14 protein-coding genes are annotated in these 15631 nt (G+C 67.6%); 8 read left to right on the forward strand and 6 right to left on the reverse strand.

The window, feature by feature from the left end; genetic code table 11:
- The first annotated feature begins 39 nt into the window (after nucleotides 1–39).
- The 3 genes from K2Y56_RS05570 to K2Y56_RS05580 all read left to right on the forward strand — a co-directional run bounded on the left by K2Y56_RS05570 (nucleotide 40) and on the right by K2Y56_RS05580 (nucleotide 3713).
- On the forward strand, nucleotides 40–2532 hold the full coding sequence (locus K2Y56_RS05570; protein WP_292505941.1) for a TonB-dependent receptor: 2493 nt from the start codon (nucleotides 40–42) through the stop codon (nucleotides 2530–2532).
- Between the two features lie 318 nt (nucleotides 2533–2850).
- On the forward strand, nucleotides 2851–3255 hold the full coding sequence (locus K2Y56_RS05575; protein WP_292505943.1) for an EF-hand domain-containing protein: 405 nt from the start codon (nucleotides 2851–2853) through the stop codon (nucleotides 3253–3255).
- Between the two features lie 104 nt (nucleotides 3256–3359).
- Nucleotides 3360–3713: a hypothetical protein gene (locus tag K2Y56_RS05580; RefSeq protein ID WP_292505944.1), complete on the forward strand. Its 354-nt coding sequence runs from the start codon at nucleotides 3360–3362 to the stop codon at nucleotides 3711–3713.
- A 24-nt stretch (nucleotides 3714–3737) separates the two neighbouring features.
- Here the strand turns inward: K2Y56_RS05580 and K2Y56_RS05585 are convergent, their stop codons facing one another.
- From K2Y56_RS05585 to K2Y56_RS05595, 3 genes are all read right to left on the reverse strand, one after another.
- Nucleotides 3738–5261, reverse strand: coding sequence for an undecaprenyl-phosphate glucose phosphotransferase (locus tag K2Y56_RS05585; protein WP_292505946.1), 1524 nt, complete (start codon nucleotides 5259–5261; stop codon nucleotides 3738–3740).
- A gap of 83 nt (nucleotides 5262–5344) precedes the next feature.
- On the reverse strand, nucleotides 5345–6517 hold the full coding sequence (locus tag K2Y56_RS05590) for a glycosyltransferase family 4 protein (RefSeq protein WP_292506326.1): 1173 nt from the start codon (nucleotides 6515–6517) through the stop codon (nucleotides 5345–5347).
- Nucleotides 6518–6693: 176 nt separating this feature from the next.
- Nucleotides 6694–7266, reverse strand: coding sequence for a polysaccharide biosynthesis/export family protein (locus tag K2Y56_RS05595; protein WP_292505948.1), 573 nt, complete (start codon nucleotides 7264–7266; stop codon nucleotides 6694–6696).
- Between the two features lie 201 nt (nucleotides 7267–7467).
- Between K2Y56_RS05595 and K2Y56_RS05600 the strand changes: the two genes are divergently transcribed.
- Complete coding sequence (locus K2Y56_RS05600) at nucleotides 7468–9879, forward strand: exopolysaccharide transport family protein (protein ID WP_292505949.1); 2412 nt, start codon at nucleotides 7468–7470, stop codon at nucleotides 9877–9879.
- Between the two features lie 7 nt (nucleotides 9880–9886).
- On the opposite strand, the gene K2Y56_RS05605 is transcribed toward K2Y56_RS05600, so the two are convergent.
- A complete protein-coding gene (locus tag K2Y56_RS05605) occupies nucleotides 9887–11107 on the reverse strand; it encodes a GNAT family N-acetyltransferase (protein WP_292505951.1) in 1221 nt (406 codons plus the stop codon).
- 203 nt (nucleotides 11108–11310) lie between these two features.
- Between K2Y56_RS05605 and K2Y56_RS05610 the strand changes: the two genes are divergently transcribed.
- Nucleotides 11311–12369, forward strand: coding sequence for a polysaccharide deacetylase family protein (locus tag K2Y56_RS05610; protein ID WP_292505953.1), 1059 nt, complete (start codon nucleotides 11311–11313; stop codon nucleotides 12367–12369).
- Between the two features lie 10 nt (nucleotides 12370–12379).
- Here the strand turns inward: K2Y56_RS05610 and K2Y56_RS05615 are convergent, their stop codons facing one another.
- The gene (locus K2Y56_RS05615) at nucleotides 12380–12766 is read right to left on the reverse strand and encodes a hypothetical protein (protein WP_292505955.1); all 387 of its coding nucleotides are present in this window, start codon (nucleotides 12764–12766) and stop codon (nucleotides 12380–12382) included.
- Between the two features lie 129 nt (nucleotides 12767–12895).
- Complete coding sequence (locus tag K2Y56_RS05620; RefSeq protein WP_292505957.1) at nucleotides 12896–13114, reverse strand: DUF2842 domain-containing protein; 219 nt, start codon at nucleotides 13112–13114, stop codon at nucleotides 12896–12898.
- A 188-nt stretch (nucleotides 13115–13302) separates the two neighbouring features.
- On the opposite strand from K2Y56_RS05620, the gene K2Y56_RS05625 reads away from it, so the two are divergent.
- From K2Y56_RS05625 to K2Y56_RS05635, 3 genes are all read left to right on the forward strand, one after another.
- The gene (locus K2Y56_RS05625; RefSeq protein ID WP_292505958.1) at nucleotides 13303–14445 is read left to right on the forward strand and encodes a COX15/CtaA family protein; all 1143 of its coding nucleotides are present in this window, start codon (nucleotides 13303–13305) and stop codon (nucleotides 14443–14445) included.
- Nucleotides 14446–14594: 149 nt separating this feature from the next.
- On the forward strand, nucleotides 14595–14753 hold the full coding sequence (locus tag K2Y56_RS05630) for a hypothetical protein (protein WP_292505959.1): 159 nt from the start codon (nucleotides 14595–14597) through the stop codon (nucleotides 14751–14753).
- 188 nt (nucleotides 14754–14941) lie between these two features.
- Nucleotides 14942–15622 carry a hemolysin III family protein gene (locus K2Y56_RS05635; RefSeq protein WP_292505961.1) on the forward strand — a complete coding sequence of 227 codons (681 nt, stop codon included), beginning with the start codon at nucleotides 14942–14944 and terminating at the stop codon, nucleotides 15620–15622.
- Nucleotides 15623–15631: the final 9 nt, after the last annotated feature.

The raw sequence follows: 15631 nt of genomic DNA on the forward strand, positions 1-15631 counted from the left end.
CAAAAGAGAATGCGGCCTGATTTCCTTGGGGGACTACTGATGACACCGTGCTCCTTGCGCGTGACCCTGCTGGCGACTGTCGCGCTGCTGCCTTGTGCCGCGTTCGCTCAGGGCGCTGCCGGTACGCAGGCGGTGACCCTGCCCGAACTCGACGTCGTGGCGACGACGCCGGCGAGCGGCACGGGCGGAGGCGGCGGCCAGCGGATCGACAAGGTGCCCTTCACCGTCGAGACCGTGAGCGCGCGCCAGCTCGAGATCGACCGGGCGACCCTCGACCCGACTTTCACCCTCGCCCGCACAACTCCCGGCGTGAGCCTCTCCGACGGCCAGGGCAACAGCTTCCGACAGACCCTGACCTATCGCGGCTTCGACGCCTCGCCGCTTCAGGGCGCGCCGCAGGGACTCGCCGTGTTCCAGAACGGCGTTCGCATCAACGAGGCCTTCGGCGACGTGGTGAACTGGGACCTGATCCCCTCCGTCGCCATCAACCGCATCGACATCGTCACCGGCAACCCGATCTTCGGCCTCAACGCCCTCGGCGGCGCCGTCAACATCGAGATGAAGAACGGCTTCACCTGGCAGGGCACCGAGGTGTCGGTGCTCGGCGGCTCGGACGGGCGCATCCTCGGCACCCTCCAGCACGGCCAGGTGATCGGACCCTGGAGCTTCTACTTCGCCGGCGAGGGCCTGCGCGACCGCGGCTGGCGCTTCGAGTCGCCCTCGGAGATCGGCCGTGTCTACGCCGACCTCGGCTACAAGAGCCTCGATTCCGAGTTCCATATCATCGCCTCGGGCGCCAAGACCTTCTTCGGCGCCGCCGCGGCCGCACCGGTGGACTTCACCCATCTCGACGACCGGGCGATCTTCACCTACCCGCAGAGCATCGACACGCGGATGGGCCAGATCCAGGTCAACGGCAAGGTCAGCCTCTCCCCGACCTGGGACCTGCAGGGCAACGCCTATTACCGGCGCTTCAGCCAGTTCGTGATCGACGGCAACGATGCCGAGTTCGAGAATTGCAGCCGGCAATCCTCCTTCCGCGGCTCGCTCTGCTTCGAGGATGACGGGTTCCAGCAGGGCAACCTGTCGAACCAGGCCTTCCGAAACCAGTTCCTGATGCAGGGCCGCAACGCCCAGCGCATTCCCTTCACCCCCGGCGTTCCCTACGGCACCCTCGACACGATCCGCACCGAGGCAGAGAGCTACGGCGGCACCCTCCAGGCGGTGAACCGCGAGCGCATCTTCGATCGCGGCAACACCTTCATCGTCGGCGGCAGCATCGAGCAGTCGCACTTCACCTACAAGTCCCAGAGCACGCTCGGAATCATCAACCCGGACCTGAGCGTCACCACCAACCCGAACAACCCGGCCTACGGCTTCGTCCCCGGAGTCGGCACGGACCAGCTGCGCACGGCGGCCGCCCTCGGCATCGCGCCAAGCAACGCCATCGGCACCAACCTCTATATGGGCCTCTTCGCCCTCGACACCTTCGACGTGACGGATGCCCTGTCGCTCACGGCCGGCGCCCGGCTGAACTTCGCCAAGATCTCGACGGTCGACCAGACCGGCTTCTCGCCGGACGTCACAGGCACGCATTACTTCAACCGCATCAACCCGGTCGCCGGCCTCACCTACAAGTTCGCCCCCGGACTCAACCTCTATGGTGGCTACTCGGAATCCAACCGCGCTCCGACGCCCCTGGAACTCGCCTGCGCCAACCCTGACAGGCCCTGCCTGCTGCCGAACTCGCTCGTCGCCGATCCCCCCCTCGAGCAGGTCGTCGCCCGCACCTACGAGGTCGGCTTCCGCGGCGGAATTCCGGATTTCTACGGTCTCGGCGGCCTGTTCAACTACAAGATCGGCGCCTTCCGCACCGACCTGACCAACGACATCCTGCAGGTCGCGGTGCCCGGCAACTCCGCCCGCGGCTACTTCGTCAACGTGCCGGCGACCCAGCGGCAGGGCATCGAGGTCTCGGGCGAGTACGTGTCCGAGCGCTTCAGTCTCTATGCGAACTATGCCCTGATCGACGCCACGTTCCAGTTCAGGGGCGACCTGTCCTCACCCAACAACCCCCTCTCCAACGACGGCCTGATCACGGTGCGTCCGGGCAACAAGCTGCCGCTCGTACCCGATCACCAGATCAAGGTCGGGTTCGATTACGCCATCACGCCGCTCTGGCGGTTCGGCGCCAACCTCGCGGCGTTCTCGTCCTCCTACTATCGCGGCGACGAGTCGAACCTGAACCCGAAGCTTCCGGCCTATTACACGGTCAATCTCAACACGAGCTACCAGGTCACGCCGAACCTGCAGGTCTTCGGTCTGGTGACCAACCTGTTCAACAGCCGCCACGCCAATTTCGGAACCTTCCTGGAGCGGACCGAGCCTGGCGAGCTCTTCGCGAACCGCTTCGCGCTCAACGACCCGCGCACGACGACCATCGTCCAGCCGCTCTCGATCTACGGCGGCATCCGCTACGTCCTCGGCGCCGCGCCCGCTCCGATGCCGGAGCCGATCATCCGCAAATACTGATCGAGCCTCCTTCGAACGACGCGAACGGCGTGGCCCCAGAGGCCGCGCCGTTATTCGTTTTCGATGCCATAGGGGGGACGGCCAGAACCCTCGCAAGAGCTTGTCGACCGCACCGTGCGGGAGTGTCTCGATGCCTCGTGAGGCAAAGTGGAATGAAATGTTGCCAGATTCTCCCGACCCGAGTCTCCCGAATAGATAGCGGGACGGATGCCTGAAATATGGCTTGACTCGGGTAGATCAGATTTGCCCAAGAGGAGTCGCCCAGTCCATATTGGGGAATCATCGCTTTCTCCAAAGTGACTGCCGGAGATCCCCTTCATGCCCCCTCGTCTCACCCCCGTCTTCCTTGCAAGCCTCTTCGCCCTCGGCGTCGCCGCTCCCGCCTTCGCCGCGCCATCGGCTCAGAGGGCCCTGGAAATGCTCGATCCCGACAAGGACGGCACCGTCGATCTCAAGGAGGCCCTGGCCGGCGCCTCTGCGCGCTTCGACGCCCTCGACCCCGACAAGGACAGCACCCTCGACAAGAGGGAACTGAAGGGTCGGGTGAAGGCGAGCGAGCTCAAGGCTGCCGATCCAGACAACGACGGCACCCTCGACAAGAAGGAATACCTCGCGATCGTCGAGCAGCGCTTCAAGGCGGCCGACCCCGACAACGACGGCACCCTCGACAAGAAGGAGCTGGGAACCCCGGCCGGCAAAGCCCTGCTTCGCTTGATCCGCTGACGGCCGGCGGCACTCGAGGCCGTCTCCCGACCGACGATGTCGCAGCAACGCCGGACTCGCGTCCGGCGTTGTTCGTTTCAACGACATCAACTCGGGAGTTTCAGATGCGTCTCGTCCTCGGCCTCGCGGCCGCCCTCGTCACCATTGCCGGACCCGCCCTCGCGACCCAATGCGCCGACCAGATTGCAACGATCGAGCGGCGCCTCGACAGCGCCGGCGCAGCCTCGGTGACCGGAACGGTCCCGCCCGGCGGCACGACCTCGTCGAACTCGCCCAAAGCTTTGGAGATGGCGCCGAACGTCAAGCCGACCGATCCCTCCGCCAAGCCGACATCGTCCGGCGTCAGCGAGGCCCGCGATCTCATCAAGCGCGCCAAGGCCCAGGAAGCTGCCGGAGATGCGAAAGGCTGCGAGGCGACCATGACGCAGGCCAAGGAGAAAGCCGGCGCCCTTCCCTGACGGGGTCAATTCCGGCGGAACGCCTCAATAGGCGTTCCGCGTCCGCACCAGCGAGATCGGCGTAGCGAGCATGATCCGGATGTCGAAGAACACCGACCAGTTCTCGATGTAGTAGAGGTCGTGCTCGACGCGGCGCTGGATCTTCTCGTCGGTATCGGTCTCGCCGCGCCAGCCCCTGACTTGGGCCCAGCCGGTGATGCCCGGCTTGACCTTGTGCCGGGCGAAATAGCCGTCGACGACTTGATCGTAGAGGACGTTGGCGGCGCGCGCGCTCAACGCATGGGGGCGGGGGCCGACGAGCGAAAGCTCGCCCTTGAGGACGTTGAAGAGCTGCGGAAGCTCGTCGAGGGAGGTTTTGCGGATGATCCGGCCGACCGGGGTCACCCGCGGGTCGCCTCGTGTCACCTGCTTGGCAGCGGTATAGTCGCACTGTTCCACATACATGGAGCGGAATTTCAGAACCTCGATGATCTCATTGTTGAAGCCGTGCCGCTTCTGTCGGAACAGGATCGGGCCAGGCGAGGTCAGACGGACGGCGAGGGCGATCGCCAGCATCAGCGGCGCCAGGGCGATCAGCATCAGCGTCCCGACGACACGGTCGAAGATCCCTTTCACAACCACGTCCCAATCGGCGATGGGCTTGTCGAAGACGTCGAGGACCGGGACCTCGCCGAGGTAGGAATAGGCGCGCGGACGCAGCTTGAGGCGGGTCGATTGCGCCGAGAGGCGGATGTCGATGGGCAGGACCCAGAGTTTGGTGAGCATCTGCATCAGCCGCTCCTCGGCAGCGATCGGCAGTGTGAACACCACGAGATCGAGGCGGGTCGAACGGGCATAGGCGACGAGGTCGCTCACCGTTCCGAGCTTGGGGTAGCCGGCGATCACGCTCGATGCCCGATCGTCGGCCCTGTCATCGAAGAACCCGACCACGCGGATGCCGATATCGGCCTGCCCTTCGAGGGAGCGGATCAGGGTCTCAGCGAGGGGTCCTCCGCCGACGATGGCGGTACGCCGGTCGAAGCGGCCGGCCCGCATCTGCGCGCCGACGAGCCGGGACAGCACGAAACGCGCGATCAGGATGCTGCCGAGGCCGCCGGCGAAGAAGCCGGCGAGCCAGACGCGCGAGTAGAGATCGGACACCTTGGCGAAGACGAAGATCGCGGCAACCAGCAGGAAGGCGAGGCACCAAGCGCCGACGAGGCGCGGCAGCGTCCGGAAGAACCCGCGAAAGGCGGCGATCCGGTACGTCGCCGATGCCTGGAACAGCCCGACCACGAGGCAGGCGGTCCCCAGGATGGCAACGGGGTAGCGAAGACCGAACGGACCGATCCGATCGGGCTGGAGTGAGAAGACGACGGCACCGACAGCGACGACAAGGGCGAATTCCACGAGCCGGACGGTGCCCGTCAGGACCACCGTCGAGACCGCGGCTCGAGCCGGGTAGGTCGTCTCGGCGGGCGGCGCGGCGGGTGCGGCCTCGTAGCCGGCCGAAGCCGCGCCGGGGGCGCCTGCCACCTTGAGGAGGTCACGGACGTCGAAAGCACTCATGGAGGGAGATCCTGGACGAAGATCCTGCAGCCCGCATTCCTCGGCGCGCGGCGGGATCGTGTCAGGCGAGCCTCACGGAAGGCTTAACGCCGCAGCGGCAGGGGAACGGAAGTCGCCGCGCCGGTACCGGACAGCGCGGATTCCCGAACAGGGCGCAATTTGGCTGACGCCGCCGCAGCGTAGCCCGCCAGTACCTCGGCACCCATTCGCTGGAGCGAGAAGCGGGCCTGAACCGTCTCGGCCAGACGGCCGATCCTGACGGACCGCGCTTCCTCCGTCTCGTCGAGGACGCCTGCAATGGCCGAGGCGAGGGCTTCGGCATCGCGGGGCGGCACCAGTTCGTGGGCGGCGGCTCCGAAGATCTCTGGGATGCCGCCGACATCGGTAGCCACCAGCGGCTGCCTCGCGGCCGCGGCTTCGAGAACCACGTAGGGAAGCGATTCCGCGAAGGAGGGCACCACCATCACCCGGCCGCGCGCGAGGGCGGCGCGGATCGGCTGAGGCGGCTCGTAGGTGACGACGTCGGCAAGGCCAAGCTGCGCGGCATGGGCGGCGATCTCCTCGGCATCGGGCCCAGAACCGACCATCAGCAGGCGAAGGGAGCGGCCCTGCTCGCGAAGGCGATGCAGCGCATCGAGGAGGGTCGGGATGCCCTTGGCCGCCCGCAATTCGCCGACATAGACGAGATCACAGGGATCCGCCGCGCGGGTGATCGGCTCAAATTCGGCCGGATCGATGCCGTTATAGACCACCCGCGCCCGCGTCGTCTCTCCGACATAGAGGCGATGGCGCCCGGCGACATAGGCGCTCTCGAAGAGGAAGACGTCGGTTCGAGAGGCGAGCAGGCGCTCGACGCTCATGTAGAGCCGATGCAGCGGGTGGCCGGGCTTGTAATTGTAGCTGCCACCATGCGGCGTGTAGGCACGGATTGCCCCGGAGGCGAGGGCGAGGCGCGCATAGGCGCCGCCCTTGGCGCCATGCCCGTGCACGACCTCCGCCCCGAGCACGGCGGCGTGGCGCGACAGATGCCAGATCGCGGCGAGGTCCGAGGGATGGGGGTTGCGGCGCATCGGAATGCGGACGACGCCGAGGCAAAGGTTCGGTGCCAGGTCGGCCAAGGCCCGCTCGGCACGCTCTCCGCCGGTGGTGGAGTCGCACAGGATGCCGACGGCGTGGCCGGCCGCTGCCTGAAGGCGCACAAGATCGGAGACGTGGCGGAACAGGCCGCCGACTGGCGCGCGGAACACGTGGAGGATGCGGCGGCGCGGCTCGCCGCCGGCCTCAGCCGGACCCTCGGGAGAGTCGACGTCGAGTGCTGAGGCGATCACGGCAAGCCCTCCGCGCGATCGTGAGCGATCGCAACGTGACAGGGCTAGCGGACAAAGATGGGCGCGCGGTTAAGGCGATCCCGAGGATCGGCCGGATCGGGCTCTCAGAAGAAGCGCTCCTTGATCACGATCGTGTCGCCCGGCCGCACCGGGTAGGTCATCGGCACGATGCCGGAGACGAGGCCATTCGGGCCGTCGCGGGTGAGGACCGCGTAGTCGCGCGCCGCCCGCGGCCCGAAGCCCTGCGCGATCGCCACGGCCGTCTCGACCGCCATACCGTTGACGTAGGGATACTGGCCCGAGGTCGTGACCTCGCCGAGGATGTAGAACGGCCGGTAGGCGTCGACCTCCACCGTCACGTGCGGCTCGCGCACGAAGCCCGACGACAGCTTGGCCTCGATCGTCCTGGCGGCCTGAATGGTGGATTGTCCGCCCACCTTGACGGTACCGATCAGCGGCATGGCGATCTGGCCGGCGCCGTCGACGGCGTAGATGTTCGAGAGGTTGTCCTGGCCGAAGACGATGACCCTGAGACGGTCGCCGGCCGAGAGGGTGTAGCGGGCGCCGATGGAGCCGGTGCCGGTGGAATCGAGCAGCTCGGTCCGGAAATCCGGACGCAGGCACCCGCCCAAGGCGAGGCTGGAGGAGAGAGCGAGGAGTAGTGCGCGCCGGTTCATCAGCACTGCCGCCTTTAGGACTCATACGATGAACGAGATCTAAGCGGCCATGGTTAAAGAACGATAAAGTCTTCAAGGAACGGCCTTCCTGCCGCGCCCTCTTAACCTCTGGTCAACCCTAACGATGTCTGATGACGGCGAGATCGATCGTCGGCGTCCTGCTGGTGATCGTTCGTTTTTACCTTGTGTAAAGATCTCGCCATGCCTCGCACGCCGCATCTCGCACCATCGCAGCCTGTCCGGGACACTGGCGAGGGCCTCGGCTTGGCGCAGGTCGGCGGGCTGCTTCGCCGGTCCTGGGCCTGGATCGCGTTTCCGACGTTGATCGCGGCGGCCGGTGCGGTCGCCTTCGTGCAGATCGTGCCGCCCCGTTACACCGGCGAGGCCAAGATCCTCCTGGAGAACCGCGAGGCGGCCTTCAGCCGCTCGGGCACCGACCGTGCCGACGCGACGCTGCCCATCGACGAGCAGGCGGTGGCGAGCCAAGTTCAGGTCGTGATGTCGCGCGACCTCGCGAAGGAAGCGATCCGCCGCCTCAAGCTCGCCGGCAACGCCGAGTTCGATCCGAGCGTGAACGGCGTCGGCCCGCTCCAGAGCGCGCTGATCATGGCCGGGCTCGCCAAGAACCCGCTCGAACGCACCCCAGAGGACAGGGTGCTGGAGACTTATTTCGAGCGGCTGCTGGTCTACTCCGCCGGCAAGTCGCGCATCCTCACGGTCGAGTTCCGCTCGCGCGACGCCGAACTCGCGGCACGGGCCGCGAACACCATCGCCGAACTCTACATCGTCTCGCTGGAGGCCGCGAAGGTCGACACGGCCCGCTACGCCTCGACCTGGCTCGGCGGCAACATCGAATCCCTGCGCAAGCGCGTCGCCGAGGCGGAGGCCAAGGTCGAGGCCTATCGCAGCCGCAACGGCCTCATCGCCACCGGCGGCACCTCGAACCAGCCGCTGGGCGCCCAGCAGCTCGGGGAGCTATCGACTCAGCTGTCCCAGGCTCGCACCATCAAGGCCGACCTGACCGGCCGGGCCAAGCTGATCAAGGAGATGATCAGGGACGGCCGCGTCTTCGAGATCCCGGACGTCGCCAACAACGAGGTCATCCGCCGGGCCGTCGAGCAGCGCATCACGCTGAAGGCGCAGCTTGCCCTCGAATCCCGCACGCTGCTGCCGGCGCATCCCCGGATCAAGGAACTGGTGGCCCAGGTCACCGATCTCGACGCCCAGATCAAGGCGACGGCGGATCGCGTCGTGCGCACCATGGAGAACGACGCCCGGATCGCAGAGGCGCGGGTCGAAAGCCTGACCGCGGCGGTCGAGGCCCAGCGCGACGTGGTCGCCCTGGGCAATTCCAGCGAGGTCCAGCTCCGTGCGTTGGAGCGGGAGGCCAAGGCCGAGCGCGAGCAGCTCGAATCCTACCTCTCGCGTTATCGCGAGGCGAGCGCGCGGGATGCCGAGAGCGCTACCCCCGCCGACGCCCGCGTTGTCTCCCGTGCGGTGGTGCCGGAGATGCCGTCCTTCCCGAAAAAGCTACCGATCATCGCGCTCGCGACGATCCTGACCCTGCTGCTGTCCATCGGCGCCATCATCGCCCGCCATCTCCTCGCCAACCCGCCTGTGAGCGAGCCGTCCCGTCGCCGCGACGAGGATGGCGAGCGTTCCGGCGGAGGCTGGCCCATGACGCAGGATTCTCGGCGCTACGAGTTCCCGGAGGCGTCCTCTGCCGTCGTGCCGTCGGGCACTGCCCACGGCTCTACCATCTTCGCCGCACGGCCGAATGCCTGGACGGCCTCGGTGGCGCCCGCCGAGAACGAGGCACACGAGGAAGTCGCAGCCGAATCCGAGATCAACCGTCGCGATTGGCAAGCGGCCGAAGTCGCGGCAGCGCGCTACGAGGCGCGCGAGCTGCCCCAGGCCGCCTTGCCCACCCGCACGGAGGTTGCTTCGTCCACGCACACGGATGCCGACCGGGACGAAACCTCAGACCACAGCCCGGCAGAAACGCCGTCATTCCAGCTCGACGTGCTGATCGCTCGACTTCGTCAGGGCGGCGAGGGACATACCGGCCCGCGCATCGTCGTCGTCGAGACGGGTACGGGCGCGGCATCCGAGGAAAATCTGGCTCAGACGCTTGCCGCGACCCTGTCGGCGAATGGCAGCCGTACCCTGGTGGTCGACCTGAACGGTCCCGGCGACGCCCTCGACGAGCCCGGCCTCACCGATCTCGTGGCTGGCGACATCGCCTTCCTCGACGCGATCCAGCCGATCCCCGGCTCGCGGCTCCACGTCATCGCCAGGGGCTCGATTCCCGCCGAGATCCTGATCGAGGAGCCGCAGGCGCTCACCATCACCCTCGACGCCCTCGACGAGGCCTATGCGTGGGTGGTCTGCAACCTCGATGCGACCCGTGGCTGGCCTGCGGCCGAGATCCTCTCTGGAAGCATCGGCCCGACCACCGCGGTGGTCATCGCCTCGAACGCCGACGCGGACGATGCCGACCTCGTCGCGCTCTATGCCCGCGCCGAGGATGCGGGAGCGGCCCTGGTCCTCGTGGCGCAGGATCGCCCTGCCGCGATTGCTTCCGTCCCGGAGCTGCGCCTCTCGGCCGCGTGACGGGATACTAGGACGCGGCCCGGCGCCTCAGGGCGTTGACGAGACCGAACAGGGTGGGGCTCCGCTTGATCCGCCGCTTCAGCCGGAACAGGCACTGGGCCTGGGCGACGACGAGCCAGCCGCTAAGGCTTACCGGAATCGCCACCTGGCGCAGCTCGATCGTCTCGTCGCAGATGCTCGCCTTGTAGCGCGCCTCGCCGACGCCGAGGTCGAAAGCCCGCCGCCCTTGAGCCGCCTGATACCGGACGAGGTGCTGGAGTAGGATCTCCCCGAGGCTGAACCGGGCGAGAGCAGGGTCCTGGTCGAAGGCCGTCATCATCCCGCTGTAGCGCACCGCGTCGACGGCACCGGCGAAGACGGCATAGACCCGGCCATCCTCGTTGCCGACGAGGGCGCAGATTTCGATCGACCTGCGATCGAACACGGATTCCTTCGCGCCTGCAGCTTCCGCAAGGAAGCGGCGTACCGGCTCTGCCGCGTAGGGATCGAGGATGCCGAGCGCAGCGAAACGGCTCGCTTTGTGTCGATAGAAGGCACCGAGGAAAGACGCGGCCTCCGCCGCATCCTGTGCGACGCGGAAGCCGACCGGGCCGACCGCTTCGGCGAGCTTCTTCTCCTTGGCGCGCAGCTTCTTGCGCGCATCGGCGCTGAAGACGCGCTTCACCGTGGTCTCGACATCGGGTCCGAGGAGCAGGCCGTAGGCATCGCTGGGAGAGGGCTCTCCGCGGATCGCCAGCGGATTGACGGCGCCGTCCCAGAACCGCGGCTGATGGCCGAGGATATAGGCATCGATCCCCGCTTCAGCGCCAGCCACGCGCAGGGCCTCGACGATCTCCTCGCCCGACGTGGCAGCGGCGCTGCGCGAGGCGAAGAGCGGCATGTGGAAGTTGGCGTGGGTTGCCCCAACCACTCGCGCGACCATGACGCCGCGCTCACGCTGCCGAAGCAGCGGCAGGATCAGGCGCACCGCGCCGCTCGCCTCTCGCAGGACGACGACCCGCAGGGCTTGGCCCAGACGCTCGCGGTCTGCGCCGAAACTGCCCTCTAGGAAGGCCGAAACCCAGTCGAAGCGCTGATAGGGCGTGGCGAGAACACCCGGATCGGTCTCGATCCCCCGCCAAAGCGTCTCGACCGCCGTCAGGTCATCGAAGACCTCGGCGCTCAGATCCGATCGGACCCGGTCCCGCGTCATGCGCTTCTGAGCCAGATCATCGACGAGCACCGCCACGGCCACCTCTTCGGTTTCGGATCGGCAAGCCCGGTCCGACGAGCGACCATTTAGAGGAATAGCCGTAAACCACGCTTGAAAAGTGCAGCGAGCCGGCCGGCGATCGTCCGTCGTGGGTAACGGAACCTTGCAGGGTCGCGGGCTAGGTTTCCGTCATCGGCACGCAACGAGCTTGGGGCGAGGACCCGGAGGACAGCGAGATCATGACCGCAGCCCGCCACAGGGTGATCGAAGCCGGGTTCCGCGCCATCGGCGCCTCGCGTGCCGACAGGTGGCTGCGGCCGCTGGCGCAGGGCAGGGGGGTGATCCTGACCTTCCATCACGTCCACCCCGATCCGCCCGGTGCCTACGCTCCGAACCGGCTCCTGACGATCACGCCCGCCTTCCTCGAGGCGGTGATCCTGCGTCTCGAGGCGAAGGGCTTCGACATCGTCGCCCTCGACGAGCTGCCGGCGCGGTTGCACGAGGACGGTGCACCCTTCGCCGTCCTGACCTTCGACGACGGCTACCGCGACAACCTCGAACACGCCGCGCCCATCCTCGCCCGCCACGAGCTTCCCTGGACGCTGTTCGTCACCAGCGAGTTCGCCGAGGGACGCGGGCGGCTGTGGTGGATCGAGCTCGAACGCGCCATCGCGCGGCTCGATCGGATCAGGCTCGCCCCGTCCGCCGATGCGGCGGAGGTCTTCGATCATCCCGCCAGGGACGCGCGCGAGAAGGAAACCGTCTTCGCGGCACTGTATCGGCACCTGAGGGCGGGCGGCGAGGATCACCTGCTCGCGCACATCGCCGCCCTGAGCGAGGAGGCAGGCCAACCCACGGGGAGAGTCGCGGCGGAGCTCTGCCTGTCGTGGTCCGAGCTTCGCGTCCTTGCGGCCGACCCCTCCGTGACCATCGGCGCACATACCGTCAGCCATCCGATGCTCGCCAAGCATGGCGAGGATGCCGTCGTCTTCGAGATCGCTGAAGGCCGCCGCCGGATCGAGGGGCAGCTCGGCGCGCCCGTGCGCCACCTGTCCTATCCGGTCGGAGATCGTACGTCGGCGGCCTCGCGCGAATTCGCTCTGTCCGAGCGTCTCGGTTTCGCCACGGCGGTGACAACGCGGCCGGGCCATCTCTTCGCCGGCCATGCCCGGCACCTGCACGCCCTACCGCGCGTCTCGATCAATGGCCTCTACCAGAGCGAGGCCGCGCTCGATGCCCTGCTCTCGGGCGTCCCGTTCCTGGCCTGGAACCGCTTCCGGCGACTCGACGTCGCGTGAGGCAAGCCCGTCAGCGCCTGCGGCGATGGCGGCGATAGGACTTGCTCTCGCCGCCAACCGCGAAGCTGGCGCTCTGGCGGCCGCCCCGCGTGTAGGAGCCGCGCCGGGACCTGCTCCCTCGACGGACTGCCTGGGAGGGCTCTTCGGCCATCGGCATCGCCGCCATGGCTGGGGGCACGGCGGTGACGGCTGTGGCAGTGGAGCCTGTCTCGCCGCCGGCCACGTTCCTGGCCGCCGGGCCGAACATCGACAGGCATTGATTGTAGGCGAGATCGTTCTTCAACCGCTCGCATTCGGACACCGACCGCGGGCTGCCCTGCGCCTGGGCAATGCCGACGAACCCAAAGGACAGGAGGGCAAAGCCCAGAACGGGGGAGAACGGCCGGATGCTGGACATGAAGCGGGGGGACGACCTTCGGGCGTGAGAGTTATGCGGCGCCCCTCACGGGGCGGTCGGCACGACAGGCATACCGTCGGTTAACCGTTGGATCGTCTCTGCGGGTGGAGTGCGGCGAAATCCCGGCGGTCACGGCGCCGGATCGGGGTCCGGGCGCTCCATCCAGCGGATCACCGGCATCAGCGGAAAGATCCAGGCGATACCGAGGATGCAGTAGAGAATGGTCTGCACCGGAGCCGGCGCCTGCGAGATGCGGCTATCGGCCAGCGCCATGGCGAGCGGCGCGTAGACGATCACGAAACCGAGGATCACGATGGTGCCGATCAGGGCACGGGTGCGGCGGCGCATCGGCCTTCCCTCTCAATCTGTGCCAGAGCGTCTTCGGGGTTAGAGACAGGCGGCGAGCCTGGCAACGCCGCCTGCCGCCGCATGCGGCTCGATGCCGGTGCGGCACCGCCGAACGTTGTCGCGCGCGCAGCATCTCCTTAAGTGGCGGGCAGTTCGATAGAGACCAGGGGCACCGGAGGTCCCGCGCCATGGTTCAAAGCAAGGCGGCCACCGCTCCCGTGCACCCGAACGCAGAGCCGTTGCCCGCGGGGCGGCGCGGCGTACGTGCCTGGCTCTACCTCCTCGCCTTCCTCGTCGTCTGCATGGTCGCTGTCGGCGGCGCGACCCGGCTGACGGGGTCGGGCCTCTCGATCACCGAGTGGCGGCCGGTGACGGGCGCGGTCCCTCCGCTCTCGGCCGAAGCCTGGGCGTCGGAGTTCGACAAGTACAAGGGCACGCCGCAATACCAGATCCTCAACCAGGGCATGGGGCTCGCGGATTTCAAGGTGATCTATGCCTGGGAATGGGGACACCGGATGCTCGGGCGCATCCTCGGCCTCATCTTCTTCCTGCCACTGATCTGGTTCTGGTGGCGCGGCGCCCTCGACCGGCGTCTCGGCGCGGGCCTCCTGGCGCTCGGCGCACTCGGCGGCCTGCAAGGTGCCATCGGCTGGATCATGGTCGCCTCGGGCCTGCAGCCGGGGATGACGGCGGTGGCGCCGCTGAAGCTCGCGCTGCACCTCACCACCGCGAGCCTGATCCTCGCCGGCCTCGTCTGGCTCGCCGCCGACATCCGCGCACGTCCTGCCGAACCCGCATCGTTCGGCGTGAAGTTCACGGCCCGTGTTCTTGCCGGGCTGGTCCTCGTCCAGATCGCCCTGGGCGGGCTGGTCGCGGGCTCGAAGGCCGGCCTCGTCTACAACACCTGGCCGCGGATGAACGGCGATTGGGTTCCGCCCTTCGCCGATCTCTTCGCCGTCACGCCCTGGTTCGAGAATTTCGTCGACAACGTCACCCTGGTGCAGTTCGACCATCGCATAGGTGCCTACCTCCTCGTGGCCATCGCCTTCCTCCACGCGGTCCATGCCACCTGGCGGGTGCCGGGCACCGGCGCCGCCCGCAGGGCCTGGGGCGTGGCGGGGCTCGCTCTCGCTCAGGGCGTTCTCGGCGTGGTCACCCTGCTCCTGGCAGTACCGCTCTGGGCAGGTCTCAGCCACCAGGTCTTCGCCATGGCGGTCCTGATCATGGCCACGGTCCATGCGCGGTTGACCGTCGCCGAGCAGAGCCTGCCGGCCGTCGTCGGCACTCCGAGCCCGGCCTTCGGCTTCGAGCGGATGAGTCCTGCTTCCTGAGCCCGGGTCGGGCTTCGACGCAGCAACCGGCGACAGCGGTGGAAGGCCGAGTGCCGCAGCGCACATGAAGTTGCAATGCAGCGAACCCTCTGGGATCGGCGACGTTCTGAACTCGGCCATCGAAGGTCGGCCATGAGGTACAGGGCTCGATGTCAAACCCCGGCGATACGAAGACCGCCTTCCGAGGCGGCTCGCGGGAGCGTCGCGAGCGCCGGGCGCGCGCCGCCGCCATTGCGTTGACCGGCCTTCTTGGAATCGCCTGGGTCGTGATGGTCGTCGGCCGCTATCCCGAGTTGCTCCCGAGCTGATCGCGGCCACGGCCACAGGGAAGCACGTTCACCATCACGGAGGTTTGTGGGGATCACTGCACGTGAGGCTGCCTGCATCCGGAACGCGAAAGCACTTTCGCGCTTAAGCTGTTGCGTCGATCGAGTCTCCGGCAGCGGACACGGCCCGGTCGATGCGGGGCACCCGGAGCGGCAGGAGAAGTCCGACGATGTTGCTGGCGGAAGATGGGCGCCCTGCGGGTCTCGTTTGGAACTACACCCGCCGTGAGATGCTGGCGGACGGGACGATCCACCTCCTCGGCGTCGTCTTCGGATTGGCCGGCGGCATCGCCGTAGCGATCCTGGCGGCTCTTCAACCGCTGGGATGGGCCGCATGGCTCTCGGTCGCGGTCTATGCCGCGGCGCTGGCGTCGATGCTCGGCGTGTCCGCCACCTACAACATGTGGCCGGTCGGACGGCGGAAATGGTTGTTGCGGCGGGCCGACCACGCCCTCATCTACCTCATGATCGCCGGGACCTACACGCCGCTCGTGACGCTGGTCGGCACCGATGCCCGCGCCTTCGCTCTTCTGACGATGGTCTGGCTCGTCGCGGGCATCGGTATCGCGATCAAGCTGCTGCTGCCCGGCCGCTTCGATCGCGTCGCCATCGGCCTCTATCTCCTCCTCGGCTGGAGCGGCGTCCTCGCCTACGATTCGGTCATCGCGACCCTGAGCAGCGACGCCCTCTGGCTGCTCGGTATCGGGGGTGTGCTGTACTCGGTCGGCGTGGTGTTCCACGTCTGGCGGAGCCTGCCCTACCAGAACGCGATCTGGCACGCCTTCGTCCTAGCCGCGACCGCCTGCCATTACGGCACGGTGACCTTGACTGTGGTCGGGGCGGGTGCTTGAGGTCGGTTC

Origin of the sequence: Methylobacterium sp. (assembly GCF_019745455.1) — a bacterium.
In the GTDB taxonomy this organism is placed as follows: Bacteria; Pseudomonadota; Alphaproteobacteria; order Rhizobiales; family Beijerinckiaceae; genus Methylobacterium.